This is a genomic window from Rhodococcus sp. P4_F3_2 (assembly GCF_056401335.1).
Map to the genome: position 1 here is coordinate 81,079 of NZ_JBFUJN010000002.1, position 26,594 is coordinate 107,672.

Annotated in this window: 17 protein-coding genes, 1 tRNA gene and 1 pseudogene; 15 read left to right on the top strand and 4 right to left on the bottom strand. The window is 62.3% G+C overall.

The features are described 5' to 3' along the window. Positions 1-28 precede the first annotated feature (28 nt). The 3 genes from AC1DWA_RS03000 (at position 29) to AC1DWA_RS03010 (ending at position 18,465) form a co-directional block, all read left to right on the top strand. Positions 29-16,723 carry an amino acid adenylation domain-containing protein gene (locus AC1DWA_RS03000; RefSeq protein ID WP_477916464.1) on the top strand — a complete coding sequence of 5,565 codons (16,695 nt, stop codon included), beginning with the start codon at positions 29-31 and terminating at the stop codon, positions 16,721-16,723. A gap of 150 nt (positions 16,724-16,873) precedes the next feature. After that, positions 16,874-18,220, top strand: coding sequence for a lysine N(6)-hydroxylase/L-ornithine N(5)-oxygenase family protein (locus AC1DWA_RS03005; RefSeq protein WP_019747015.1), 1,347 nt, complete (start codon positions 16,874-16,876; stop codon positions 18,218-18,220). Continuing rightward, a complete protein-coding gene (locus tag AC1DWA_RS03010) occupies positions 18,217-18,465 on the top strand; it encodes an MbtH family protein (RefSeq protein WP_003945538.1) in 249 nt (82 codons plus the stop codon). The genes AC1DWA_RS03005 and AC1DWA_RS03010 overlap by 4 nt, the downstream gene beginning before the upstream one ends. A 63-nt stretch (positions 18,466-18,528) precedes the next feature. Here the strand turns inward: AC1DWA_RS03010 and AC1DWA_RS03015 are convergent. Next, positions 18,529-19,866, bottom strand: a pseudogene (locus AC1DWA_RS03015) (threonine/serine exporter family protein); the annotation flags it as partial. Positions 19,867-19,988: 122 nt separating this feature from the next. On the opposite strand from AC1DWA_RS03015, the gene AC1DWA_RS03020 reads away from it, so the two are divergent. Further along, a tRNA-Thr gene (locus tag AC1DWA_RS03020) sits at positions 19,989-20,063 on the top strand. A gap of 52 nt (positions 20,064-20,115) precedes the next feature. On the opposite strand, the gene AC1DWA_RS03025 is transcribed toward AC1DWA_RS03020, so the two are convergent. The 3 genes from AC1DWA_RS03025 to AC1DWA_RS03035 are packed head-to-tail and all read right to left on the bottom strand — an operon-like array spanning position 20,116 to position 22,215. Further along, positions 20,116-21,315 (bottom strand): tyrosine-type recombinase/integrase, encoded by a 1,200-nt coding sequence (locus AC1DWA_RS03025; RefSeq protein WP_477684728.1) that lies wholly within the window; start codon positions 21,313-21,315, stop codon positions 20,116-20,118. Between the two features lie 7 nt (positions 21,316-21,322). Continuing rightward, positions 21,323-21,694, bottom strand: coding sequence for an ImmA/IrrE family metallo-endopeptidase (locus AC1DWA_RS03030; protein WP_477846423.1), 372 nt, complete (start codon positions 21,692-21,694; stop codon positions 21,323-21,325). Between the two features lie 38 nt (positions 21,695-21,732). Further along, a complete protein-coding gene (locus tag AC1DWA_RS03035) occupies positions 21,733-22,215 on the bottom strand; it encodes a hypothetical protein (protein ID WP_477846336.1) in 483 nt (160 codons plus the stop codon). A gap of 174 nt (positions 22,216-22,389) precedes the next feature. Between AC1DWA_RS03035 and AC1DWA_RS03040 the strand changes: the two genes are divergently transcribed. The 11 genes from AC1DWA_RS03040 to AC1DWA_RS03090 all read left to right on the top strand — a co-directional run bounded on the left by AC1DWA_RS03040 (position 22,390) and on the right by AC1DWA_RS03090 (position 26,506). Then, the gene (locus AC1DWA_RS03040) at positions 22,390-22,638 is read left to right on the top strand and encodes a hypothetical protein (protein ID WP_477684725.1); all 249 of its coding nucleotides are present in this window, start codon (positions 22,390-22,392) and stop codon (positions 22,636-22,638) included. Beyond that, the gene (locus AC1DWA_RS03045) at positions 22,635-22,841 is read left to right on the top strand and encodes a helix-turn-helix domain-containing protein (RefSeq protein WP_477684724.1); all 207 of its coding nucleotides are present in this window, start codon (positions 22,635-22,637) and stop codon (positions 22,839-22,841) included. The genes AC1DWA_RS03040 and AC1DWA_RS03045 overlap by 4 nt, the downstream gene beginning before the upstream one ends. A gap of 164 nt (positions 22,842-23,005) precedes the next feature. Next, complete coding sequence (locus tag AC1DWA_RS03050) at positions 23,006-23,476, top strand: hypothetical protein (protein WP_477684723.1); 471 nt, start codon at positions 23,006-23,008, stop codon at positions 23,474-23,476. After that, positions 23,473-24,210, top strand: coding sequence for a phage antirepressor (locus AC1DWA_RS03055; RefSeq protein ID WP_477684722.1), 738 nt, complete (start codon positions 23,473-23,475; stop codon positions 24,208-24,210). The genes AC1DWA_RS03050 and AC1DWA_RS03055 overlap by 4 nt, the downstream gene beginning before the upstream one ends. Next, positions 24,207-24,425: a hypothetical protein gene (locus tag AC1DWA_RS03060; RefSeq protein ID WP_446836902.1), complete on the top strand. Its 219-nt coding sequence runs from the start codon at positions 24,207-24,209 to the stop codon at positions 24,423-24,425. Before AC1DWA_RS03055 ends, AC1DWA_RS03060 begins: the two co-directional genes overlap by 4 nt. A gap of 118 nt (positions 24,426-24,543) precedes the next feature. Next, positions 24,544-24,786 carry a hypothetical protein gene (locus tag AC1DWA_RS03065; RefSeq protein WP_477684721.1) on the top strand — a complete coding sequence of 81 codons (243 nt, stop codon included), beginning with the start codon at positions 24,544-24,546 and terminating at the stop codon, positions 24,784-24,786. Beyond that, the gene (locus tag AC1DWA_RS03070; RefSeq protein ID WP_378540059.1) at positions 24,783-24,977 is read left to right on the top strand and encodes a hypothetical protein; all 195 of its coding nucleotides are present in this window, start codon (positions 24,783-24,785) and stop codon (positions 24,975-24,977) included. The genes AC1DWA_RS03065 and AC1DWA_RS03070 overlap by 4 nt, the downstream gene beginning before the upstream one ends. After that, positions 24,974-25,759: a hypothetical protein gene (locus AC1DWA_RS03075; protein WP_477684720.1), complete on the top strand. Its 786-nt coding sequence runs from the start codon at positions 24,974-24,976 to the stop codon at positions 25,757-25,759. Before AC1DWA_RS03070 ends, AC1DWA_RS03075 begins: the two co-directional genes overlap by 4 nt. Beyond that, positions 25,756-26,067, top strand: coding sequence for a hypothetical protein (locus tag AC1DWA_RS03080; protein ID WP_477684719.1), 312 nt, complete (start codon positions 25,756-25,758; stop codon positions 26,065-26,067). Before AC1DWA_RS03075 ends, AC1DWA_RS03080 begins: the two co-directional genes overlap by 4 nt. Further along, entirely contained in the window at positions 26,064-26,255 is a 192-nt protein-coding gene (locus AC1DWA_RS03085) for a hypothetical protein (protein ID WP_477846334.1), read from the top strand. The genes AC1DWA_RS03080 and AC1DWA_RS03085 overlap by 4 nt, the downstream gene beginning before the upstream one ends. Beyond that, positions 26,252-26,506, top strand: coding sequence for a glutaredoxin domain-containing protein (locus AC1DWA_RS03090; protein ID WP_477684717.1), 255 nt, complete (start codon positions 26,252-26,254; stop codon positions 26,504-26,506). Before AC1DWA_RS03085 ends, AC1DWA_RS03090 begins: the two co-directional genes overlap by 4 nt. The last annotated feature ends 88 nt before the right edge of the window (positions 26,507-26,594 follow it).

Sequence of the window (26,594 nt, forward strand, 5' to 3'; positions counted from 1 at the left end):
GCATGAACGACGATGATCGGATTTGTCGATGTCTGACCACTCTCAGGTAGCTCACCCGTCTGTATCGGGCGGTGGCGATCTGGACGCAGCGCTCCCGGCGACGGCCGCTCAGCGTGAGGTGTGGGTTGCTCAGAACGTCGATCCGAGCAGTCCGGTGTACAACATCGGACTTGTCGTCGAGGTCGACGGGACGATCGACGTCGAGCGCGCGGCAGCGGCGATCAAGGCCACAGTCGGACGCGTCGAAGCGCTGTTCGTGCACTTTCGGGCGGATGCTGACAACCAGCTGATCCAGGTGCCGATTCCGGATGCGCGCTGGGACGTGGAAATTCTCGACCTTCGCGCCGAGGCGGATCCCGATTCGACTGCGCAGTCGTGGATGGACACCGATATGGCTCGGGTCTTCGGTGCGGACGATCTGCTGTTCCGCCAGGTGCTTCTGCGAACTGCTGACGACCGAGTCATCTGGTATCAGCGCTATCACCACAGCGTGGTCGACGGGTACGGCATCTCGCTCATCGTCGCCGACGTAGCCGAGCGGTACGACGATCCGAACCTCGAGACTGCGGCGCCGGTGTGGTCGCTCGATGCGGTGGTGGCGGCCGATCTGGAATACCGGAACTCTCCGCGGTTCCTGCTCGACCGTCAGTACTGGGTCGAACGAGTTGAATCAGGACCGGAAGCGACGCGGATTTTGCATGGGCAGGTGGATGATTCGCTGCCGCCGATCGCGGCGATGCTCACGCTCGACGTCGATCGTGCAGCGCAGCTCTATCGCTATGCCGCCGACGCCGGGATTCGGCGAACTCGCCTGCCCATGGCTGCGCTGATCGCGTACATTGCACGAACCACCGGACAGCACGACGTTGTCGTCTCGGTGCCGATGGCCGCTCGGGTGGGTCGCGACATGCGGCGCACTCCCTCGATGGCGTCGACGATTCTGCCGCTCGGTATTCGGGTCGAACGCTCGGAAACCATCGGCCAGTTGGCAACTCGTCTCGACACCGCCTTGATCTCGATACTCAAGCACGGGCGGTACCGGGGAGAAGATCTCGCACGCGACGTGCGAGCAATCGATCCCGACCGCCAGGTCTTCGGTCCTGGCATCAACTCGATGATGTTCGAACACACACTCACCTTCGGCGGCTGCCCGGTGCGCGTGCGTAATTCGGTGACCGGTCGGGTCAGTGACCTGGATCTGAGTGTGCGCGGTGGTCAGGACGGGGAACCGATCGAGATCGACGTCCGCGCCCCGGCCGGATTCGACAGGGAGTTGGCCGATCACACCGCCAGAATCGAACAGTTCCTCGATCGATTCGTGGCCGAGCCGCAGCTTCCGATCTCGGCACTCGACCCCATGTCGTTCGCGGAGCGTGAACTCGTGCTCCGCGGGTGGAACGAGACCGCAGAACCGCAGCCCGTGACGACGGTGCCGGATTTGTTGCGCAGCAGCTTCTCTGCCGATCGGGGCGCGGTCGCCGTGGTCGACGGCGATATCCGGCTGACCTACGGCGAGCTCGAAAGTCGGGTATCGCAGCTCGCCGCGCACTTGATCTCGCGCGGTGTCGCACCCGAAACCGTTGTGGCGATCGGCCTTCCGAGATCCGCCGAGATGGTGGTGGGGTTGTTGGCCGTCATGTGCGCCGGCGGCGCCTTCGTGCCACTGGATCCGTCCTGGCCCGCAGAGCGCCGCGAATCGGTACTCACCGATGCCGGTGCCACATTGGTGCTCACCTCGGACGGCGTAGACGACTCCGTATTGGTCGATCTCTCCGCGTGGGCATACGAGGACGGGCCTTCGGACCTGTCCGAGATAATGACCTCTGGCATTCGTATTCACGGTGCCCAACTCGCGTACGTCATCTTCACGTCCGGTTCGACCGGACGTCCGAAGGGCGCCATGATCCGCCACGAGGCAATCTGCGCAAGGTTGCTGTGGCAGCGGGAGCGGATTCTCGGGTTCGGGTCCGGCGATGCCTCTCTGTTCAAAGCCCCACTCTCGTTCGACATCTCGATCAACGAGATCCTGCTCCCGCTCGTCTCCGGCGGTCGATTGGTGATCGCGAAGCCAGAGGGGGAACGCGACCCGCAATACTTGCTCGACCTGATCGCCGGAGAATCGGTCACTTTTGTCTACTTGGTTTCGTCGATGCTCGACATCCTTCTGGATCTGGCGAACGAGACCGATCAGCTCGATTCGTTGAAGCACGTGTGGTGCGGCGGTGAGGTTCTCACGCCTGAACTCTTCGATCGGTTCCGTGCCCAACTGTCCACGACGCTGTATCACGGCTACGGGCCCGCCGAAGCGACCATCGGTGTCTCCCATGTGATCTACCGCGAGGACGCGGAACGAATCGCCACATCCATCGGCCGACCGAACCCCAACACTCGTTTGTACGTGTTGGACGGTGACCTGCAGCCGGTTCCGGTCGGCACCGGCGGCGAACTCTACGCAGCGGGCTTCTTACTGGGGCGCGGATATGTGGGCGCGTCGGCGTTGACCGCGTCTCGTTTTCTTGCAGATCCCTTTGTTTCCGGTGATTTGGCCGGATCCCGGATGTATCGCACCGGTGACTTGGCTCGATGGACCGCCGACGGCACCCTCGACTTCCTGGGGCGCACGGACAATCAGGTGAAGATTCGTGGCATGCGCCTAGAACTCGAAGACGTCGAAGCCGCCGTGATCTCACACCCCGGAGTGCGCCACGTGGCAGTTCTGGTGCGTCAAGCACCCACAGGTGCAAAGTATCTCGCCGCGTACGTGAGTGCAGCGTCGGGGACGAACCTTGCGGTCGACTCACAGGACATTCGCGAGTGGGCGGCGAGCAAGCTGCCCGACTACATGGTCCCGACCACCGTCACTGTCCTCGACGAGTTTCCGCTCACGGCCAACGGCAAACTCGACCGTCGAGCCCTTCCTGAGCCCGATCTCGCCGAACTGAGTGCACACGTCGCCGCGAGAAACGAAGTCGAACAACAATTCTGCACGTTGATCGCGTCGGCGGTAGGTCTCGAATCGGTTGGCGTGACCGACGATTTCTTTGCACTGGGCGGTGACAGCATCGTCGCGATCTCGCTCGTGACCGCGGCTCGTGCAGCCGGTTTGTCGATCAGTCCACGCGAGGTGTTTCAGCTGCGCACCGCCGAGGCGATGGCGCGCGCCCAATCCGGCCGAACGGCTGAGATCGTCGATCATTCGGACGAACCGATCGGCCACGTAGCCACGACGCCCATCGCTGCCAGGRCCCTCGGGACGCCGGACGTAGCACGAACCTTCCATCAGCGAGCGCTGATTCAGACTCCGTCAGCTTTGACGTCCGAGCATGTCGAGGCGGCGCTCGATGCCCTGGTGGCACGCCACGATGGACTTCGTGCGAAGTTGACTTCCGAAGGATCGCTGCTTGTTCCGGCCACCAACGAATTGGCTGTGGTCTTCGAGACCCGTGCATTACCGGTGCCGCTCGAAGAATGCGGACCGCTGATCGTCGCCGAGACCGAGCGAGCCGTCAGGCGTCTGAACCCGGCAGACGGCACGATGGTCAGTGCTGTTCTTTTCACCACTGCGACCGGTCCCGGAAGACTGTTGCTTGTCATCCACCACGCGGTCGTCGACGGTGTCTCCTGGCGCATCATCCTCGAAGACCTTGCGCGCGCGGGTATCGCAGCGATACAGGGCGACGAACCCTCACTCGCTCCGGTCGGCACGTCGGTGAGAAGGTACGCCGAACTCGTTTCGGAGGCGGTCGGAGCCGGGCGACTGGACTCGGAGATCGAGTTCTGGGACTCGGTGACTTCCGCACAACAGTCACCTCTCGGCCGTCGGGCACTCGACCCGACAGTTGACCTCGCGCGCACCGCCGCGGCGCGATCGATCACCCTGCCTCCGGAATTCGCCGATCGGTTGTTGGGCAGTGTCCCACGGGCATTCGGGGCCGACGTGAGCGAAGTGCTGATCACCGCATTGGCCGTTGCGCTGACCAAGTGGAGCGGTGCCGCATCGGTGACCATCGACTTGGAAGGGCACGGACGCGACGAAGACATCGTTCGCGGTGACGGCGCTGCGCACGTCGACCTGACACGTACTGTCGGATGGTTCACCACGGTATTCCCGGTTGCACTCGAAATCGATACAGCCGCTCCGGATCTCGAAGCGAGCGGTGAGTTGGCGGTGGTTCTCAAGAGCGTCAAGGAGCAACTTCGACGCGTCCCGAACGCAGGCTTCGGGTACGGAGCATTGCGATACCTCGGCAGCTCGGATCAGTTGCGTAGCGTCGCAGCACCCGAGGTGGTGCTCAACTATCTGGGGCGCACTGCAGTTGCAGAGGGGGACTGGTTCCCGGTGTCGATGGACGGCGCTGCCGATCCGTCCATGCCGTTGGGTCACGCGTTGTCTGTCGACGTCGTAGCCGAGGAAGCGGCCGGTGGGCCACGACTGCGGGCCACTCTGACCTGGGCGTCGAATATCTTCCTGCGTAGCGACATCGACAGGTTTGCGCGGTTGTGGCTGGACTCGCTCAAGGCCGTGTCCGGGCTCGCAGCCTTCGGCGGCGCGACACCGTCCGACTACCCTCTGGTGGCGCTCACTCAGGCCGATGCGGACGGGTTGCCGAAGGCAGAAGAGATTCTCCCGCTCACTCCGTTGCAGGAAGGGATCTACTTCCATTCGGCTTTTGCCGATCCGGGGGCTGATCAGTATGTCGTGCAACAGGTCGTGGAGCTGACCGGCGCCGTGGACAGCGCGGCTCTGCGCCGTGCGCTGCAATCCGTCGTGGATCGACACGAGGCGCTGCGCACCGGATTCTCGGTCCTGGGCGACGGCCGGGTCGTGCAGGTGGTGCACCCGAGCGTCGTCGTGGAGATGGCAGTAGTCACGGATGCCGGCGCCGATGTGGATGAACTGCTTTCCGCCGAGCGTGCGCGTGGGTTCGACCTCGCGCAACCGCCGCTCGTCCGTTACACACTGCTCCGTGCTTCTTCGGAGAAGTACCTTCTGCTGCAGTCGATTCACCATGCGGTTGCAGACGGATGGTCGGTCCCGGTGATGCTGCGGGAGCTGATGGCGTCGTACAGCGTTGGCGATTCCGGCGTGGTGCTCCCGAGTCCGGCGCCGTACCGCAGCTACCTCGAATGGTTGGCCGGCCACGATCACGAGGCTTCGGCAGCGGTGTGGAGAAAAGCACTGAACTCTCCCGGGCCCGCGGTCGAACTTCCCGCGCCGAGCGCGAGCAGCAGCGGAATCCATGCTACCCGAGTCGAGCTGTCCGACAGTGATACTCGCGCGCTGTCGACCACCGGACGCTCCCACGGTTTGACGCTGAGCACGCTCGTGCACGGCGCCTGGGGACTGGTGCTCGGCCGAATGACCGGCCGATCAGACGTGCTGTTCGGATCAACCGTATCGGGACGCGGTGGAGACCTGCCCGGCATCGAGTCCATGGTGGGCTTGTTCATCAACACTGTGCCGGCTCGGTTGCGGTTCGATCCGGCAGAGACAGCTGCGCAAGCACTTTCTCGTTGGCAGAGGGAACAATCGGAACTACTCGACCATCAGTACCTGGGGCTACCGGAACTGCGGCGGACTGGCGGACTGGAGCAGAACTTCGAATCACTGGTCGTGTTCGAGAACTATCCACTCGGTGACACGGCAATCGCTGATCCGACGAACTCGGTGCGACTGACGGGAATTCGATTCGACGAGCGACCGGCCTACCCGCTGACCCTGATCGTCGTCCCCGGCGATCAATTGGCGTTGGAATTGAAGTACGACGCTGCTCAGGTGGACGGCGATGCCGCTGCGTCGCTGGCCGAAGCTCTCGCAGTCGTACTCACCGAGCTCTCTCGCGATCTCGACCAGGTCATCGGCCGGATCGCGCTGGCACCCGCACAGCCGGGTAGCATCGGCACGGCCTTGGATCGGCCGCGCACAACGCTGACCGAGCTGCTGCAGGATCAAGCCGGGCGTACGCCCGAAGCCACCGCAGTGATCTTCCGTGAAGAGTCGTTGACCTACGCCGAACTTCACTCTCGCGCTGATCGTTTTGCGCATCTGCTGCACGAACGTGGCGTCGGACGCGAATCATTGGTGGCGGTTGCCTTGCCGCGCTCGGTCGATCTGATGGTTGCGATACTCGGCATCGGGAAGGCCGGGGGAGCATACGTTCCGCTCGACACCGGCTATCCGGCGGAGCGGCTGACGTACATGCTGGACGACGCCGATCCGGTGTGCGTCGTGGTGTCGGAAGATTCTTCACTCGATTCGGGTTCGGTTCCGCGGGTGACGGTATCGGAGTCGGCGCAGTTCCCAGCCGAACCGCTGAGCGTCCCAGGATCGCCCGCGGATGCCGCGTACATGATCTACACCTCGGGTTCGACCGGTCGTCCCAAAGGCGTTGTGGTCACCAACGAGGGTGTGGTCAACCGATTGCTCTGGGCACAGCAGATACGTCCGCTGGACTTCTCCGACCGGATGCTGCAGAAGACCCCGTCGAGTTTCGACGTCTCCGTCCCCGAATTCTTCTGGCCGTTCCTGGTGGGGGCAACTCTGGTGATGGCCGAGCCGGACGGGCACAAGGATCCGGGCTATCTGGCCGACGTCATCGTCGAACATTCCGTGACCCGAGTGCATTTTGTTCCGTCGATGCTCGAAGTGTTTCTTGCGGAGCCGAAAGCAGCACGGTGCTCTTCCCTCGAGATCGTCAACTGCAGCGGTGAGGCACTGCCCGTTCACGTTGCACGCAAGGTTGCCGAGATCCTGCCGAACGTTCTGGTGGACAACCTCTACGGCCCCACCGAGGCAGCCGTCGACGTCAGTTGGCAGCCGTCGGTGCAGGACACTCCGGCAGACGCCGTCAGTGTCCCGATCGGCGCACCCGCCGCCAATACCGGCCTGTTCGTTCTCGATCCGTATCTGCAGAACGTTCCGGCCGGTGTCACCGGTGAGCTGTATCTGGCTGGACCACAACTGGCGCGTGGTTACCACGGACGTGGGGGATTGACCTCCGAGAGATTTGTGGCGAATCCGTACAGCGACGGCGGCTCGCGGATGTACCGGACCGGTGACATCGTGCGGTGGAATGCCGACGGCGTTCTCGAGTACCTCGGCCGTGTCGACGAGCAGGTGAAGGTTCGTGGATTCCGCATCGAGCTCGGTGAAATCGAAGCGCAGTTGGCATTGTGCCCCGGAGTCTCGGCAAGTGCCGTGATCGTCCGAACCGACGGTCCGAGTAACCGCGCACAGGTGGTCGCCTATCTGGTCGGAGATGCTGATGACGCTGCGGTTCGAGGGCAGTTGTTGTCGGTGCTGCCGGAGTTCATGGTGCCAAGCGCGTTGGTGCGGCTCGAGTCGTTGCCGCTGAGTCCGAGTGGCAAGCTCGACCGAAAAGCCCTACCGGCACCGGATTTCGCGGCACAGGTGGGCGAAACGACGGGAGTAGTGTCCTCGGGCGTTGCCGACCTCCTCGCCAGGCATTTCGCGACAGTTCTCGGCCTGCCACGCGTCGGGGCACGCGACGACTTCTTCACTCTCGGCGGCGATAGTATCCTGGCGATCCGACTGGTCAACCTGGCTCGTCGTGATTCGGTAGTACTGACCCCGCGTCAGATCTTCGAATTGCGCACTCCCGCTGCGATCGCCGCAGCGGTGGGTGATGTCGCCACGTCGGTTGCCACCGTCACGGCCGACATCGGCGTGGGTGAGCTGGTTCCGCTGCCGGTGGTGCACCGCTTGTCCGAATGGACGGGTGGTACCGATCGCTTCAACCAGGCAGTTCTGATCCACTCTCCGGCAACATCTCTCGATTCGATCACCGGCGCATTGCAGGCCGTGCTCGATCACCACGACGGACTTCGCCAAACCTTGATCCGACATGACCGCGGAATGTGGTCGGCGCGGATCGAGGAACCCGGCAGTATCCGGGCAGCGAACCTTGTCGAACGCGTTGATGCTCGGGGACTGGATGACACCGAGTTGCGGACGCTCATCACCGAACGTTCCGAGTGTGCGACCAGTCGTTTGGATCCGTCTGCAGGACGGATGGTCTCGGTGGTCTGGTTCGATTGTGGCGCTGATAATCTGGGCCGACTCGCGATAGTCGCGCACCACCTGGTCGTGGACGGGGTTTCGTGGGGAACCCTGCTCGAGGATCTCGCGATGGCCTGGGTGGCCGTCGAGGCCGGAGAGCCCGCCGCATTGGATGCCGTCGGAACTTCGCTGCGTACCTTCTCCCGCACGGTGGCCGAACACGCATACAGTGCTCATCGATTTGCCGAACTCGATCACTGGTTGACCGTGACCGCTCCGGGCGCGGAGTTGATCCCCGGTACCGCGAGCTATGCCGTCGTATCCGGAGGCTCGAGGCGCACGGTCACGGTGGACGGAGCAATCTCCGAGGCGGCACTCGGAACGGTTGCGGCCATGCTGGGTGCCGAGGGAACGGATGTTCTGTTGGCTGCGTTGGCGATGTCGGTCGATCGCTGGCGTCGTTCCACCGGTCGCAGTGAGCGCGAACTGCTGGTCGATCTCGAAAGGCACGGCCGCGAGGAATTGGTACCCGGGACCGATCTGTCGCGAACGGTCGGCTGGTTCACCACGATTGCCCCGATGCGACTGCTCGGCGGAACCGACCCGGTGGACACGCTGCGCGAGGTGAAGGAGAGCCTGCGGGCGGCTCCGGACGGCGGTATCGGCTACGGGATGTTGCGGTACGTGAATGCACGTACGGCATCGAGATTGGCGGGGCGCTCCGAATCTCAGATCCTGTTCAATTATCTCGGACGTACGACGACAGCTGGATCGACAGCATGGTCCCTGGCAGCGGAATCCGAAGCCATGTCCACCGATCCCGACGCAGACATGGGAGGTCCGTATCGGCTGATCGTGAATGTCGTCAGCGTGGATTCGGAACTCCGTGCCGACTTCGCCTGGGCAAGTGAAGATTTGTCCGAGGAGGACGCGCAGTCACTCTCCGACGGCTGGGTCTCGGCGCTCGGCGATCTGGCGGCTGCGGCCGCGGAGCATGACGGGCCTCCCATCCTGACCCCGTCCGATGTGCCGTTGCTCGACCTGAGTCAGGCCGAGATCGACGCGATAGCCGACGCGAGCCCGGCGGGTGTCAGCAGCATCCTCCCACTCTCACCGTTGCAGGAAGGCCTGTACTTCCAAGCCGGCTACGCAGGCAGCAGCGACAGCAGTAGTGGTGGAGACATCTACACGGCACAGTTCTCGATGGACTTCGGGCACACCCTCGATGTCGACAGGTTGGCTGCGGCCGCCCGGACACTTCAACGACGAAATCCCACGTTGCGAGCGGGATTCGTGAGCGAAGGACTGAACGAGCCCGTGCAGTTCTTCAGTGCGGGACTCGATGTTCCCGTAGCCGTCCACGATCTCCGTGAACTCGACGACTCGGCTGCTCGTGAGCGCGCCGAGGCCGTCGCCGCCCACGACAGAGTGACTCCATTCGACCTGACCGCGCCGCCGCTGTGGCGTATGAGCGTGCTGCATCTGCCCGGCGGACATGATCGACTGGTGATCAACAGGCAGTTCCTGTTGTGGGACGGCTGGTCCAACGGCCTTGTCGTCAGCCAGCTTCTGGCGCTGTACGACACCGGCGGGGACGACAGCGCATTCGGCGAACCCGAGGGGTCGTTCGAGGCCTACCTCGCCTGGTTGGCCGACCGCGACGGTGCAACCGCCGACGCGGGGTGGCGCGGAGCGCTCGCAGGACTCGAGGAGCCGACGCTTGTTGCCGAGCCTGCGCCCGGCGTCGAAACTCAGCTTCCGGATCGCCGCGATGCGGTTCTGTCGGAACCGCTTTCGCGTGCATTGCGTGAGCGCGCTGCCGCATCCGGCGTCACGTTCAACACGGTACTCAACGCAGCGCTGGCTATGGTGCTGGCGTCGGCCACCGGTCGACAGGACGTCGTCTTCGGCTCCACGGTTGCCGGAAGGCCACCGGAGGTACCGGGAATCGACACCGTGGTGGGCATGTTCCTCAACACCGTTCCCGTTCGGCTGCAACTGGATCCGAACGAGAGCGTCGAGGAACTTCTTCGCCGAACGCAGGCGGATCGTCTTTCGCTGATGCCATTCGACTACCTCGGATTGGCCTCGATCCAACGTATTTCCGAGCATCGTCAACTGTTCGACGTGCTGATGGTCCTGCAGAACTTCGTGGACGAGAAGCAGGTCGACGCACTCAATGCCGCACACGACGTGAGCGGCAGCGACAGTATCGATCACACGCACTATCCGCTGACCGTGGTTGTCACCCCGGGTACCACCGTCAACGTCAAGTTCGAGTTCCATCCGCATCTGGTGACCGCGCGCCGAGCCGAGGACCTGCTCGGTCACTTCGTCGACCTGCTCCAGAGTTGGTCGCAGGATATGACAGGTTCGGTCGTTGCGACGCCGATTCCCGCGGTAGCGCAGCAGACGCAGATCCGAGAGTTGCCGGAGCGCACCATTGCCGACCTGTTCGAAGAGGTGGCGTCGGCGCAACCGAACGACACGGCACTCGTGTTCGGGAAGCGTCGGATGACCTACGCCGATCTCGACGGCGAGGTCAATCGGATGGCGCGGTTGCTGATCAACTACGGCGCCGGGCCGGAAAAGATCGTGGCTCTTGGTCTGCCGCGCTCGGTGGACATGGTCGTCGCGCTCTTCGCCGTATTGCGCACGGGCGCTGCCTACCTACCCCTCGAACTCGACCATCCGGCCGAACGGTTGGCCGTGATGATCGACGACGCAGATCCGGTCGTGTTGCTGACGACTGTCGCCGCCGCACCGAAATTCGAAGGCGCGGACGTCCGCACCGCGGACATTCGGACCATCGTGCTCGACGAGCCGGACACTGCGGCAAGGCGACTGACGATCTCGGCGCGGGCACTCTCCGCGGCGGAACTCGGAGCATTCGCCCCGGGAGCACCGCATCGGCTCGACCACCCCGCGTACGTCATCTACACCTCCGGATCGACCGGCAAGCCCAAGGGCGTGGTCACCGGTTACCGCGGCTTGACGAACATGCAGTTCAACCACCGCGAGGCGATCTTCGAACCGGTGATCGCCGCGACGGGCCGGCGCCTGCGGATCGCGCACACCGTGTCCTTCGCCTTCGACATGTCGTGGGAGGAACTTCTGTGGCTCGTGGAAGGTCACGAGGTGCACATCTGTGACGAGGATCTGCGTCGTGATGCCGAGGCGCTCGTTGCATACTGCGACGCACAGGAAATCGACGTCGTCAACGTGACACCGACCTACGCGACGCACCTGATCGACAGCGGGTTGCTCGACGACGGTGTGGGACAACACCGTCCTCCGCTGGTCCTGCTCGGCGGTGAAGCCGTTCCGGATTCGGTGTGGAACAGGCTGCGCGAGACCGAGGGAACCGTGGGCTACAACCTCTACGGTCCGACGGAATACACGATCAACACTCTCGGCGGCGGAACGGCCGACAGTGACACCCCGACGGTCGGCAAGCCGATCTGGAACACCGCCGCGCACATTCTCGACGGCTGGCTACGCCCGGTCCCCGACGGGGTTGCCGGCGAACTGTACATTGCCGGAGCCGGTTTGGCCCGCGGCTACCTCGGACGCTTTGCGCTCACGTCCGAGCGCTTTGTCGCAGATCCAGCCGGGACCGGAGAACGTATGTACCGCACCGGGGATCTGGTGCGGCGACGCGCTGACGGCAACCTGGACTTCCTGGGCCGCACCGACGACCAGGTGAAGATCAGAGGTCACCGGATCGAGCCGAGCGAAATCGTCTCCGTTCTCGAATCCGACGAGCACGTGCGGCAAGCAGCGGTCGTGGTCGACGTCGGGGCGGGTGGAGTCAAGAGGCTCGTCGGCTACGTGACGCCCGTGCAGCTCGGCGCCGCGCACGACTACCGCGCGCAGGCGCGAGTTCGCCTACCCGACTACATGGTTCCGGCCGTGGTGATCGAGGTGGAGTCACTACCGATGACCGTCAACGGCAAGCTCGACGTCAAGGCACTGCCCACGGCCGATTCGGTGCTGGGGGAGCGGAGTAGGGAGTCGATTGCACCGCGGAACCACACGGAAGAGGTTCTCTGTGAGCTCTTCTCCGACGTACTCGATGTGGACGACATCGGTGTCGACGACAACTTCTTCGACCTCGGTGGGCACTCGCTTCTGGCCACCAAACTGATCAGTCGAGCTCGGATCGCCATTCCGAACAGTCTGACCATGCGTGATCTCTTCGAAGCGCCCACCGTCGCGGAACTCGCGGAACGCATTGTGGCCGAACAGGGATCGATGCGACCGATGCTGGTAGCGAAGCCGCGGCCGGACCACCTTCCACTTTCTGCCGCTCAACAGCGTTTGTGGCTGATCGGACAGATGGAAGAGAACTCCGCGGCCTACAACTTCCCGATCGTGCTCCGCTTGGACAGTGCATTGGACGCGGACGTCTTCGCCGCGGCGCTGGGTGACGTCGTTGGACGACACGAATCCTTGCGTACGGTGTTCCGGTTGGTGGACGGAACACCGGAACAGATAATTCTCGAATCGGCGAAGGTTCCGGTCGAGACAGTTCATTCACGGGAATCCGGTGTCGCCGGCGAAGTTGCAGTGGCAGTGGGCCGTCCGTTCGACCTTTCGAACGAGATTCCGATTCGCGCCCGTCTGATCCGAGTAGACGGTGCCGTAATCGTCGTGATCGTCCTGCATCACATCACAACGGACGAATGGTCCGATCGGCCGTTCCTGCGCGATCTGATGTCTGCCTACTCCTCTCGGATTCAGGGCGAGGAGCCAGCTTTCGAACCGCTACCGGTTCAGTACGCGGACTACACCCTGTGGCAACGGGAATTGCTCGGCAGCGCCGACGATCCGTCGAGTGTCCTGAGCACGCAGTTGGACTTCTGGGCGAAGAGTTTGGACGGAGCCCCCGAAGAACTGCTGCTTCCCACCGACCGGAGCCGACCGGCCAGACCGAGTTTCTCCGGTGGCGCAGTGGTAACACGGTTGGGTGTGGACACAACTGCCGCACTGCGAGACCTGGCGCGCGGGAGCCAGAGTTCGATGTTCATGGTCCTGCACGCGGCGTCGGCGGCGTTGCTGACTGCGCTCGGAGCGGGTGAGGACCTTCCCCTCGGCGCTCCCGTAGCCGGACGTAGTGAACAGGGGCTCGACGACTTGGTCGGCTTCTTCGTCAATACGATTGTGCTGCGCACGGATACGTCAGGTAACCCGACGTTCCGAGAGTTGGTGGATCGCGTTCGCGAGGGAGACCTCGAGGCCTTCGCCAACGCCGATGTTCCCTTCGAAACTGTGGTGGAACGCCTCAATCCGTCGCGAACCTTGGCACGCAACCCGCTGTTCCAGGTCATGGTCGGCTATCACAGCCGCGAGGAGATGGGCGGGGATCCGTTCGAACTCGAGGAGTACACAGCCAAGTTCGATCTGGTGTTCAACTTCACCGAGTACCTCGGCGGCGAAGGCTGCATCGACGTCCGACTCGAATACGGCAGCGACCTCTTCGATCGCGAAACAGCACAGCGAATTTCGAACCGATTGGAATCGGTGATCGCGGCCGTCGTGGAATCGGCCGACATTGAGATCGGCGACATCGACATCTTCTTGCCCGGCGAACTCGAGCAAGTTGTCACCTCGTTCAACGACACCGCCGTCGACGTGCCGGAGGAAACGTTCTACGACGCCTTCGCGCGTGGGGTCGCTGATACACCCGAGGCGATTGCGGTGCGCGACGAGGCGGGGCAGGCCACGTACCGCGAGCTCTCCGAGCAATGTGATCGGATAGCCGGCGTGCTGTATCGGCGCGGGGTCTCGGTCGAAGACGTGGTGGGACTTGCCGTCCCGCGTTCGGTGGAGATGGTCGCGTCGGTCCTCGCCGTGCTCAAGCTGGGGGCAGCGTATCTACCCCTGGATCTGAGCCACCCGAGCGAGCGCATCGCCTACATGCTCACCGATTCTCGCACCTCGGTACTGCTGTCCACCTCGGAGGAAAGCTCGCGGATCGAGGATGTGGCCGGTGTCGAGCGAATCCTCTTGGACGATCCGCTGATACGTGCGGAACTGGACGAGGCAGTGATCGTCGAAACTCCCAGGCCACCAGTTGGCGTCAACCACGCGGCCTATGTCATCTACACTTCGGGATCGACCGGCAAGCCGAAGGGCGCCGTCCTTTCCCACGACGGTATTCCGAGTCTTGTTGCGACAGCCGAGGTTCGGATGCGACTGGTACCGGGTTCGGTGGTGATGCAGTTCGCTTCGGTCGGCTTCGACGTTGCGGTATTCGAATTGGCGATGGCTCTGTGCACGAGCAGCACCCTGGTGATCGTGCCGCAGAGCGCACGAGTGGCCGGCCCGGCGTTGACCGATTTCATGACGAGCAATCGCGTGACTCATGCAATCATCCCTCCCTCGTTGCTGGCCGCCCTGCCGGCGGGATGTGAAGTACCGCAGGGCTGCACGGTGTTGGTCGGAACCGAGACGGTTCCGCCCGAGCTGATCGGGCGATGGGCGGAGCGGCTGAATTTGCTTGCCGCGTACGGACTCACCGAAGCCACGGTGAACAACACACTGTGGCAGGCGGAACCCGGTTGGAACGGTGCTGTGCCCATCGGAGTCCCAGACCCCAACGAACAGGCGTACGTGCTCGACGATCAACTGCGTCCGGTTCCGCCGGGAGTATCCGGCGAGCTGTACATCGCGGGACGCGGCCTGGCGAGAGGCTACCTGGGCCGATTCGATCTGACGGCACAGAGATTCATCGCCGATCCCTTCACCGCGGGCGATCGCATGTATCGCACCGGCGACCGAGCGCGGTGGCGCTCGGACGGGAACATCGACTTCCTCGGCCGCGTGGACGATCAGGTCAAGATTCGCGGTTTCCGAATCGAATTGGGTGAAATCATCGGAGCTCTCAGTGCCCATCCTTCGGTGAAGCAGGCAACGGTCGTCGCGGATCGGCAGGGCGAAATCACGCGCCTGGTCGGTTACGTGTCACCCGAACCCGGTGCTGTGGTGGACACGACGGCAGTGCGAAATCTCGCTGCAATGTCGTTGCCCGACTACATGGTTCCGACCATGGTTGTCGCTCTCGATGGTCCGCTCCCGTTGACGCCCAACGGAAAGCTCGACCGCAAGGCGTTGCCCGCTCCGGACTGGTCGGAGTTGGCGGGTGATGTTGCTCCTCGCACTGCCGTGGAGTCCACGGTTGCAGCTGCCTTCGCGGAGATATTGCAACTCCCGAGTGTCGGAGTCCACGACAGTTTCTTCGAACTCGGTGGACATTCGATGGCTTCGATGAAACTGGTCGGTCGCATTCGTGAAGCGTTCGGCGTGGACGTCAGTATTCGAGACGTGTTCGACGCACCGAGCGTTGCGGAGTTGGCGGCAGTCGTTGCGCGTTCGGAGGGTGGACGCCCGGTCCTGGCGCCGGCGGCGAGGCGTCCGGAGACCATGGGTCTGTCTGCGCCGCAACGTCGTCAGTGGGAGTTGTTCCGCGCAGCCGGTGCGAACCCGCAAGCGAGCCACGCTCTGGCACTGACCCTGAAATCGAAGATCGATCCGGAGATTCTCGGGCACGCCTTGGACGATGTGACGTCGCGCCACGAACCCCTGCGGACCACCTTCGTCGAGGTCGACGGCATCGTCGTGGCAAGAGAATCGGTGCGGCCGACTGTCGATGTGGTCGATGTCGGCGCCGGCGATGTGGGTCGAGTGGTGTTCGAGCTGGCTCAACTTCCGATGGATCTGCGTGAGCAATCGCCGTTGCGGGTCCATCTGGTGCTCGGTGAAGACGGCTCTCGGACACTGCTTCTCGTCATGCACTACATCGCCGTCGACGAGTGGTCCGTAGTGCCGCTGCTGGGAGATCTGGTCTCTGCTTATGCAGCCAGGTCGCAGGGAGATCAACCGATCTGGGACGAGCTTGCGTTGACCTACGCCGACTACACCGTGTGGTCGGACGAGCTGTTGGGTGACCCCCTGGACGTCGACAGCCGTGCCTCGAAGCAGCTTGCGTACTGGCAGGATGCGCTCGACGGAATACCGACCAGTGTGAATCTTCCGTTGCCGGAAGATGACTCGGAACCTCGGGGTGACGTGGTCTCTGTCGACATCGACGCGGATCTGCACGCCAGAATCGACGCGCTGGCTGCGCGCACCGGGACGAGCATGTTCATGGTCCTTCAGGCTGCGCTGGCCGCCGTTCTCACGAAGGCTGGGGCGGGTACCGATCTTCCGATCGGTTCATTGGTTGCGGGCAGGTCGGATCCCCGTCTCGAACCGATGATCGGATCCTTCTTCAATGTTGTTCTCCTGCGCACGGATACGTCCGGTAGTCCGACGTTCGCAGAATTGCTCGGTCGGGTGAGGGAAGGCAACCTGGAAGCGCTGAGCAATCAGGACGTCTCGTATGTGTATGTCGAGCAGGCTCTGGGTAATCCGGCGTCCATGAGACCTCAGGTGATGGTGATCCATCACCAGCAGGCGGATTTGGACGGGCTCGGCGACTTCGGTTCTCTCGTACCGATTCCGGTGGGAGTGCCCGATGCGGATTTGACGTTGAGTTTTTACGAGCCGGTGGGCGAAGGGCCTGTTTTTGCAACTCTCGGGTTCCGTGCCGACCGCGTCGATGCGGGCGCGGTCCGTGAATGGGCAGGTCAGCTGGTCGACGTGATCGAGGCTGCGGCCATCGCCGAAGGGGATGACGTGAGTGAAGGGGCGAAACTATGACATACGTCGCATCGCTCCGCGGGGTCGACCGCTATACGGGGGCTCACAGTATTGATACCCTCACCTCATTAAGGGTAGCCTTTGCTACTTACTTCGGGACATCGATTGGCGACCTTATCAGGTCGTCCCGTCGGGGATGGACTACCTGTAATGAGTGAATCACCGAGAGACTCCAGCGCCGAACCCGCCGTGGTCGACATCGTCGGCGTCGGGTTCGGTCCGGCCAACCTCGCGTTGGCCATCGCTGTCGAAGAACACAATGCAAATTGTGCAGCCGTTGATCGGGTGAATGCGCGGTTCTTCGAAAAGCAGTCTCAGTTCGCGTGGCATCCCGGGATGCTGCTCGACGGTGCCACGATGCAGATCGCGTTTCCGAAGGACCTGGTGACGTTCCGTAACCCACAGAGCGGATACAGCTTCTTCTCGTATCTGTTCGAGCAGGGGCGGCTGGTCGACTTCGTCAACCACCAGACCTTCTTTCCCACGCGCCACGAGTTCAACGACTACCTGTGCTGGGCAGCTCGACGAGTCGACGCGGATGTGCAGTTCGGTACAACCGTCGACGGGGTCGAGGGCATCAAGAACTCCGACGGCGTTGTCGATCGCTTTGCGGTCCGCACAGCCGACGGTGAAACGGTGATCGCGCGCAACATCGTCGTCGGAGCCGGACTGAAAGAGCGGATCCCGGAATGGGCAACGCCGTCGTCCCGGTGCTTCCACAACCACCAGTTCCTCTTCCACCTCGAAGCAATGCCTGAGCCCGTGCACAACAGGTTCGTTGTTCTCGGTGCCGGTCAGAGTGCCGCGGAGATCGTCGACTACCTGCACGCGAACTACCCGAACGCCGAAGTCCACAGTGTTTTTGCCCGCTACGGCTACAGCCCCGCAGACGACAGCCCATACGCAAATCGCATCTTCGATCCCGAAGCCGTCGATCAACTGCACGGCGCCGACGCCGCGGAACGACGTCGACTTCTCGATCTGCACCGCAGTACCAATTACTCGGTCGTCGACATCGAACTGATCAACAAGCTCTATGCCACCGAATATCAGGAGATGGTTCGCGGGCCGAGGCGACTGTTCATGCGTCGGGCCTCGGAGATCACGAGTGCCGTGGAGACCGAATCCGGCATCGAACTGGCCGTCCGCAGCAACCTCGACGGCTTGACCGACACGCTGTCGTGCGACGCACTCATTCTGGCCACGGGTTTCACCCCGGCGCCGCTGGACAATTTGTTGGGTGAACTCGTGCCGGATTCGTCCGTTCCGCGTAACGTCAGTCGGGATTATCGACTGGCTGTAACGGAGGACGTGACAGGCGGTATCTATCTGCAGGGTGGGACAGAACAGACTCACGGATTGACGTCGTCGCTGCTGTCGAACGTGGCAGTGCGGGCGGGGGAGATTCTGGCGTCGGTTCTGAGCCACCAGAACCGAACTGGTGCGCTTGCTAGTCTGGGCGCACAAGACACGTACGTAACAAGTGAGGCGAGATGAGCACTAATCCTTTCGATGACGAAGACGGCCGCTTCTACGTGCTGGTGAACGACGAGGACCAGCACTCGCTGTGGCCCACGTTTTCCGAGGTCCCCGCCGGCTGGCGCGTGGTGTTCGGTGAAGACAGCCGCAAGGCGTGCCTCGAATACGTCGAGGCGAACTGGACCGACATGCGTCCGAAGAGCCTGCGAGAGGCCATGGAAGCCGATCAGGCTGCCGGCGGAAAGCACGCAGTCGAGAGCTGATTCTCTCGCTGCTCGGAAACCCCTGAGTGAACCGAAAGAGCTGGGCCCCGGGAGGTGGCCCGCCAGAGTTCGCGCTCCCCATTCGCCGAGCGTCACGCCAGCAGCCAGGGCGCAGCCGATACCGAATGCCGACAGCAAGGCAGTCAGACCGATCAGTACCTGGTCGTTGAGCAGCGCGTACAGGCCTCGGTACAGCGACAGACCGGGGAGCAGGGGAGTGATGCCTGCGACCGCGACGACCAGCGGAGGCGTCAGGGCGCGGCGAGCCATCAGACCACCGGCAAGACCGACGACGGTCGCCGCGATCGCTGCGGCGATCACGGGGCCGACGTCGAGTGTTTGCACGAAGATCGACACACCGCTGCCGGCCGCGCCGCCCAGGAATGCCGCGGTGAGTGCACGCCGCTCGGCGTAGCAGGCAAGAGCGTAGAAGACCGACGCACACGCGCCGGAGAGCATCAGGATCGGCAACTGCGTGATGGTCGATACTTCCACGTTGATCGGTGGAAGCGTCGAACCCAACATTCCGGTCATTCGCAGTGAGATCGCGACACCCGCGATGATGCCGCCCGTCATCATCACCACTTCGAAGAATCGCGCTACAGCCGTGATCGGAGCGCCCATGATCGCGTCCTGGACCGAGCCCACCAGCGACAGCCCGGACAGCAGAACGACCACTCCGGCCGCGATCACCAGCGACGGCCGGATACTGATCCCCAGCTGATCCTGAAAGGTATAGAGCGTCGCGGCGGGCGCAGCCGCGATGAGACCACCGACAACCTGCTGGAAGAAGAACGGCAACCCGAACCGGTTCAGTACGCGGTTGACCCGATCGATAACCATCGTCGTCAGAAACGCGACTGTGGCAACAAGGAACCCGCCGCCGAGCAGGACGGAGACCGAAGCCGCCATCGCTGCCCAGGCCATGGTTGCGGTCCATCGGTTGTACGGGTGCGGCGCCGTCGTGATGGCTGTGAGTGCGTCGTGCGCTTGGTCCGGTGTGATCGCCTCACGGCGGATACGACGCGTCAGACGGTCGACAGCCGCCAGTCGCGTGAAGTCCATCGAGCGGTAGTGGACGATGCGCATCGTGCTCGCCGGCGGTCGCGTCGGGCCGCGATAGGCAGAGAGCACAATCGAGTTGTAAGTGACGTCGACGTCACACTGAGCAAGGCCGTAGGTGGCGGCGATGAACTGCACCTGCTCCGCCGTGTCCATGGCTGCGGTCCCGGAGGCGAGGAGGACTTCGCCGACCCGAACCGCCAGGTCCAGAACTTCTGCGACGACGGCGTCGTCGGTGAGGTCGATCGGTTGTAGCGGCGCGGGAGCCGACGTGACCGTGTCGACGGTGGCTTGGCGGTTTCCCGTCAGGCGTGTGAGTGCTTCGGTGAATTTCGCCATCAGGGGGCGGAGTGGGAGTTGCGCATGGGGCCCACGCTATCTAACGTGACCCGGGCGCGGCCACCGTGACGGCTTGGATATGATGGCTCCGCAAAGTCAGTCGCGGCAACGCGTCGGTCTTCGCCTCCTTAGCTCAGTGGTAGAGCACTCGCCTTGTAAGCGAAAGGTCGTCGGTTCAATCCCGACAGGAGGCTCCATCGAATAGGGCATCTACCAGCGCGAGCATGGTGGGTGCCCTTTTTCGTGCGGTCAGAGAGAGCCGAAATTGTCACGGATTGTCACAAGTGACTGCAAACTCGCGGCGGCAGCCTTTAGCGCATCGTCCTGCGAATGCATGTAGGTGCGCATGGTGAATGCCGAGTCGGCGTGCCCAAGCCATGCTGAGATGACGGCGATCGGGACCCCTTGCAGGTGCATGAGTGTCCCGCACGTGTGGCGTGCGTCGTGTAGTCGAATCGCCGAGACTTTGGCCGACTTGCAGATGGTTCGCCAGTACGTCGAAATCGTGTCCGGGTGATACGGATTCCCGGCTTCGTCGCATACGACGTGGGTCCCAGCGCCGTAGGCTTCGCCAAGTGCGAGGCGCTCAATTGCTTGCCGTTTTCTGGCCGCTTTCAGTGATGTCTCGAGCGCAGGCGTCAGAGGAAGGGTGCGGGCGGACTTGTCAGTCTTCGGATCTCCCTCAACTGCCTTTCCGTTCACTGAGACTCGGTTGTGAGCAACAGTCAACGTCTTGTCTCTGAAATTGACGTCCGGCCATCGGAGGCCTGCCACCTCTCCACGTCGAAGTCCAGACAAAGCGAGATGCCAAGCGTGGCCAATCCGGTCGGACTCGGCCTTCGCCAGCAAGGTTCGCACTTCGTGTTCGGTGAAGGTCTTCATCTCTTTCTTCGGCCGGGGGAGTCGGTCGACCAGCCGTGCAACATCACGTACGAGTAGGCCCTGCTTCATCAGTCCTGTAAGCACGGCAGAGACCAGATTCAACATCGGATTGATGCTGTTGGCGGTCCACTTTCGGGCTGGTTCGCCGTCCGACTTCTTGAACTCGCCGGTGGTTAGGTCGGTGACAAGATCGTCGAGGTCGCGCTTCGTGAGCTTCTGAACCGATAGGCCTCCGTGTCGATCCCTAAGTGGCTGTAGGGCATGCGTGTATGCACTCAGGGTTGTGGGCTTCACTCGTCGGCCGGCAAGCCAGTCAGCACAAGCCTTCTCGACGGTGAGGCTTGATGCGTGCACATGAACATCGCGGACAACGTCGCTTTGAATAGTCGCGAGCATGTCGCGCGCTTCCGCCTCGGTGGCGTATCGCTTCTTGAATTGCTTCCGACGTCCAGTCTCAGGATTAATTCCGGTATCGACCGTCAACTGATATCGAACGACAGGCTTCCCTCGCTCCTTCTTCTCAAGCTCAATCTTCTTGATTTGAGGTGGAAGCTGTTGTCTCGCCATGGTGTTCCTATCTCACGCGTGGGTTGTTTCGCCTTTGCATCGACTGCCAGGCGTAAATCATTGGAGCGGTAACACCCAGCTGTACTGCGAGTGTGGGTACGTGCGGTCCATACATTCGCTCGGTCACTTCGTAGTCGTACGAATTTATGAGGAGCCTCGCCGCAAATTCATCGGCCTTGCGTTCCTGGCGGAGTCCGATTACTGAGCCGGGGTTTTCATCGTGCTCATGTCCATAATGCGCGTGTCCGAGTTCATGGCCGAATGTGTGCGCTTTCTGGCGAGAATGAAGCCGAGTGTTGAGCACGATTGACTTTTTGGAATGCACGTACCGTCCACGTTGCTGCCCCGGCAGGAAACGCTCCACCACGGTCACACCCATGTTTCTTGCGACCTCGTACAGGTGGTCCACGTTTCCCCTTATATGTCGTACCGCGACTCGTCGTCATCCTCATCTATGTCTTCGTCAGGCTCATGGGCAACATAGGGAAGGTCGAGAATGTCGACCTCGTCGTCAACCTCCAGAGGTTTATTTCGCAGAGTCAACTCGTGGACGTTGTCAGAGGTTCTTGGAATGTTGAGTGGGTCGTCCAAAACCCGGTCATGTGCCGACTCGAGTCGACGCAAGATCTCGTCTGCCAACTGTTGGTCGGTGGCGAGCCGCAGTGTCGAGGATGGCCGTGTTACGCCGGCTTCCTCTGCGGTGACATGCCCGGATGCCACAAGCGCATCGATCACATCGAGCCCCAGTCCGCGTGCAATGCGAATAACCATGTCTGAGCGAATCTCGCCTGCTTTGATCTGACGGCTGAGGGTGCTGTTGTCGACGCCAGCGCGTGTGGCGACACTGCGAACGGAATCGCCCTGCTGTACCAGTTCTAGCCAAGTTACCGATGCGTTCATGTGTTGCATACTGCCTCACTTCTGATACAAGCGCAAGTGGCTCTAGCTGCAATGTTGCCAAACGCAACGCAAATTCGCTGAATCACCCTGTTGCAATTAGACGCACCTAGTGGCACTCTTCATCACATCGCCACATGGTGTGGATAAATGCAACAAAGATTGGGAGGTGACGGTATGCCCGCCACTCTGCGAGTCAAACCGGGACTGCTCAAGCGAGTTCGTGAAATGCACCGAATTCCCTCGGATGACGCGCTAGCTCAAGCAATCGGCGTAAGCCGCGCGACTCTGGTTCGCGTGGACAAGGAAGAGATTCCGCCTAGCCCCGCATTCATGGCCGGGCTCGTTGGCTTCACCGGGTTGGGCCTGGGGGAAGCATTCGAGATCGCCCAGGCTCGATCGACTCGGCTGAAGGCCGCGGTATGAGCACGCGATCGCTGGTGACACCAACCAGGTTGTTGACTGCGGTCCAAGCTGGCGAACTTCTCGGAATTCACGCCATCACGGTTCGCGAACTCTGGAACAACGGAGAACTTAAATGTGTGCGAATCGGCCGGGGTCGCAAGGTCTCTGACGCTGAGATCTCGCGGTACATCGAAGAGCATGAACAGTTCAACCAGACCGCATGAAAAAGCCGCCATCTGCGGGAACAGATGACGGCCAATCGATCACCCTCACGAAAAGGAATCTAATGACTGAGACTACCTCAACTTTGCGACAGTCGACTCAACACGCTGTGGCCCTTGGGCACCTGATGGGTGTCTCACTTGAGGCGCCAGATCAGATGACGCGAATGGTCGCTCGCCTAATTGCCAGAGTCGCGCCTGCCGGCAGCCTCTATCTGGCCGACGGCGCCCAAGAGCCCCGTGAGTGCAACGTGAATGACATCGGGGTCAGGCTCACCGCGGGCGATCATTTCGTTCAAATGCCGCACGAGAGCACGGGTGACACTGCCCTCTTCGGGGATGTAGTGCTGAAACGGCTCCACAATTCTTCTCCTTCTGTTGATGATGCTGGCGCTCACAGCGTAGGAGACGGACCCGGCGCCGGGGATGCTTCGGCTACCCCGGCGACCGAGGTCACCGAGGATTCACTTCACACGAGGCTCACCTTCATTCAGATCGACGAAGGCAAAGCTGAGGAGATCTACCTCGCCGCGCAGGCCAACCTTGCTGACGCCGCCGAAAACCTGGCGCACGCCAGGAATGAGACCCGCGATGCCGAGACCGCTTACAACGACTTCATCAACGGGGGTGCCAAGTGAGTGAACTCAATCTGTTCAACTATGGGTCGACCGAGATTCGCACCGTCGATATTGTCGGTCGCCGCTGGGCAGTAGCGGCCGACATCTGCAACGCACTCGACATCGGCAATGCCGCTATGGCGGTAAGCCGACTCGACGAGGCTGATGTCAGTACTGCTGATATCAGGTCAGGCGGGCAGACGCGCCGGATGAATGTCGTCTCTGAGAACGGCGCAACCGATCTCGTCCTCGACTCCCGCAAGCCCGAAGCTCGCCGCTTCCGCCGCTTCCTCACTCACGAGGTTTGGCCAGCAATTCGGGACACCGGCACCTACTCCACGACGCCGGCCCTCACCGACGACGAACTGATCCACCAGGCCCTCTCGATTTCAGCCACTCGCGTGGCTGCACTTACCGAGCGCGTGGCCGAGCTCGAGCCCAAGGCGGAACTCGCGGAGAACTACCTCACCGCATCAGCCGGCAGTCGACTCGTCGGCGAGGCTGCGAAGATCCTCGGCATGAAGGAGAAGCAGCTCCGAGCTTTCCTGCTCGCCGAGAAGCTGATCTTCGTGAAGCATGCGACCTGCGGCAATGTTCTGTACGACCACTACTCCGACTTCGCGCCGCACTTCGAGGCGCGCGAGACGGTCGTCAATCACACCTGGGGCTCGTGCAATCACTACACGCTTCGCATCACTCCTCGCGGAATCGACCTGATTCGCAAGCGACTTCGCGACCAGGAGGCAGCAGCATGATCGCCACCACCGCAATGCAGCGTCAGCTCGCCGAGTCCGCGGTCCGGTCACTGTTCGACGCCGAGGATGCCCGACTTGCAGCGCAACACAATCTCGATTGCCCGACCGGTCCGCGTACCGACGAGGAGGAGACGGTCGCGATGCTCGCACTGATCGAAGCGGACAGTGACTTCATCTCCGCGCTCGGCGCCCTCCGAGCCGCTATCCCGATGTAGCCCAATGACTCCGGTGGCGTCACCACTGTAGGACCGTGCCGGTCCAGATGGCCGGCAACCCGACGCCACCGGCCCAAACTTCTCACACTCCCATTTCTCCTGCGAAGGACATTTCGTGATGACGCATACCCAAAACACCCCGCCAGACAACGCAACTGACTCGAAGATCGCCGACTTCTGGGAGCTTCGGCCGCAGCGCGCCGAGCCGCAGTATGTCGGCAAGCATCGCGCCGAGCAGACGATCATCGAGGCCCCGGAGGTCGCGTGGTGGGTCTACGTGGTCTGCATCGTGGGTGCCGCCGCGTTCACGGTCGCGATGGTCTGGCTCTACTCGATCGCACCTATCGGCGGTGCGGCATGAGCGAGCACATCCACACCACCGAGTGCACGAAATCCGGTCAGCCCTGCAATGGCCGCGGCGTCCCGTGCCGCCAGTCGCACGGAACGCGAACAGATCTCACCTGCGCCAAGCTCGCCGGCCACGTCGGCAACCACGAGGGCTGGGGCAACGCAATGAAGCGCATCGAATGGACCACGGAGGCAACAGCATGAGCACCACATTTGAAATCACTCGCGGCGATCTCGCGAAGGCTCTCACGATCGGACTCAAGTTCGCCGGCAAGGACTCGACCCTGCCGATGCTGTGCGGGATCGACCTGTCGATCACCAAGCGTCAGTTCGTCGTTGCCGGTACGGACCGATTCCGGTTCGGCCTGCTGCGCCTGGACGTCAAGGATCTCGAAGGCATTGACGGGCGGCTCGGATTCCTCGAACGCAGCACCGCGACGTTTCTTCTGAAGATGCTGAACGGCGGCCGCTCCCGGTCCAAGCTGGAGCCGCTCAAGGTCAAGGTCGAGGGCTCGTCACTCACCATCGCAGGATACGGGCGGAGCGTGACCGTTGATCTGGTCAGCGAGGAATTCCCCGACGTCACACGCATTCTCACTGATCAGATGAAGGCTTCGGTAGACGTCGACAACTGGGCGGTCAACACGGACTACTTCGCTGATTTCAAGGGCGCAGCATGGAACCCGGGCGATAGCGCGAGAATACGTGCGACGTCACCGTCGAGGGCCGTTGTCGTCATGGTGGGTGAGCACTTCATCGGGATCATCATGCCCGTTCGATCGATGACTCCATACGAGGAGAAGTCTGCAGAGTGGGCCGAATTCCTCGCCCCGACGCCCGAATCCGAACCTGAGAAGCCGAAGCGCGCACCGCGAAAGAAGGCTCCGACTAAGGCTGTGGCGGCGGCGCCTGCGAAACGTGCACCGACGAAGCGTATTGCAGCGAAGAAGGCTCCCGCCAAGCGTGCACCCAAGGCAGCGAAGTGACTGACCCGCTGCAGGATCCGGTCAACAGCCCGAGTTGGTACGACCAGGAAATCGGCGAGCAGGTCGATCACGCTTACGACCGCCTCGTCGCGGACTGTGTCGAACACTTCCCGGAGCGTGCGCCGGCCGAACCGGTGAAGCACTACATCACATGGAAGTGCGAGACCTGCAGCAAATTGCGGTCCGCTCCCTGTGCCCCCAGTTGCGTGTTCGGAGGCCAGGCAGACGCTGCCACTTTCAAGCTCGCTCGCATCGAATCCGAACGTCGCGAGGCGTTCGGCTCGGCAAGGGACGGAGAGCCGGAATGAAGCTCAACGAAGCCATCGTATGCATCGGCAAGCCGGTGATCTACACGCACCCAGCAACTCTCGAAACCGAGCCCGGCATTATCCGCAGCGTCGACAGGGAAGGCCGGCAACTCGTGAACGTCCAGTACGGCGCCAACATCTGGGCCACTCACCCTGACAACCTCATGATCGATTGGAGCCGACGATGAACGTCACCCTATTTTCGAAGCCCGATTGCAAGCAGTGCGATTTCACCAAGCGTGAGTTCGACAAGCACGGAATCGATTACGTCATCGTCGACGTCACTGCCGATGACTCCGGCCGACAGAAGTGCATCGATCTCGGCTACTCGTCAATGCCTGTGGTCCTCGTCGAGTCGGGACAGGAAGTTGCGCACTGGTCGGGCTTCCGGATGGACGAGATCAAGGCGCTGGCTTACCTGGAAGGGGCGCCGCAGTGACCTCACATCTCGATCCGGACGTGGATCCGTTCTCCGAGGAATGTCTGCCCGCCGATCCTGATCCCTTCCATGAGCACGACCCCCGAGA

Bases quoted from the DNA above. Each gene is read 5' to 3' on its own strand.
- AC1DWA_RS03005 (WP_019747015.1), top strand. From the start codon at position 16,874: ATGAGTGAATCACCGAGAGACTCCAGCGCCGAACCCGCCGTGGTCGAC.
- AC1DWA_RS03010 (WP_003945538.1), top strand. From the start codon at position 18,217: ATGAGCACTAATCCTTTCGATGACGAAGACGGCCGCTTCTACGTGCTG.
- AC1DWA_RS03025 (WP_477684728.1), bottom strand. From the start codon at position 21,315: ATGGCGAGACAACAGCTTCCACCTCAAATCAAGAAGATTGAGCTTGAG.
- AC1DWA_RS03030 (WP_477846423.1), bottom strand. From the start codon at position 21,694: ATGGGTGTGACCGTGGTGGAGCGTTTCCTGCCGGGGCAGCAACGTGGA.
- AC1DWA_RS03035 (WP_477846336.1), bottom strand. From the start codon at position 22,215: ATGAACGCATCGGTAACTTGGCTAGAACTGGTACAGCAGGGCGATTCC.
- AC1DWA_RS03040 (WP_477684725.1), top strand. From the start codon at position 22,390: ATGCCCGCCACTCTGCGAGTCAAACCGGGACTGCTCAAGCGAGTTCGT.
- AC1DWA_RS03045 (WP_477684724.1), top strand. From the start codon at position 22,635: ATGAGCACGCGATCGCTGGTGACACCAACCAGGTTGTTGACTGCGGTC.
- AC1DWA_RS03050 (WP_477684723.1), top strand. From the start codon at position 23,006: ATGGTCGCTCGCCTAATTGCCAGAGTCGCGCCTGCCGGCAGCCTCTAT.
- AC1DWA_RS03060 (WP_446836902.1), top strand. From the start codon at position 24,207: ATGATCGCCACCACCGCAATGCAGCGTCAGCTCGCCGAGTCCGCGGTC.
- AC1DWA_RS03065 (WP_477684721.1), top strand. From the start codon at position 24,544: ATGACGCATACCCAAAACACCCCGCCAGACAACGCAACTGACTCGAAG.
- AC1DWA_RS03070 (WP_378540059.1), top strand. From the start codon at position 24,783: ATGAGCGAGCACATCCACACCACCGAGTGCACGAAATCCGGTCAGCCC.
- AC1DWA_RS03075 (WP_477684720.1), top strand. From the start codon at position 24,974: ATGAGCACCACATTTGAAATCACTCGCGGCGATCTCGCGAAGGCTCTC.
- AC1DWA_RS03085 (WP_477846334.1), top strand. From the start codon at position 26,064: ATGAAGCTCAACGAAGCCATCGTATGCATCGGCAAGCCGGTGATCTAC.
- AC1DWA_RS03090 (WP_477684717.1), top strand. From the start codon at position 26,252: ATGAACGTCACCCTATTTTCGAAGCCCGATTGCAAGCAGTGCGATTTC.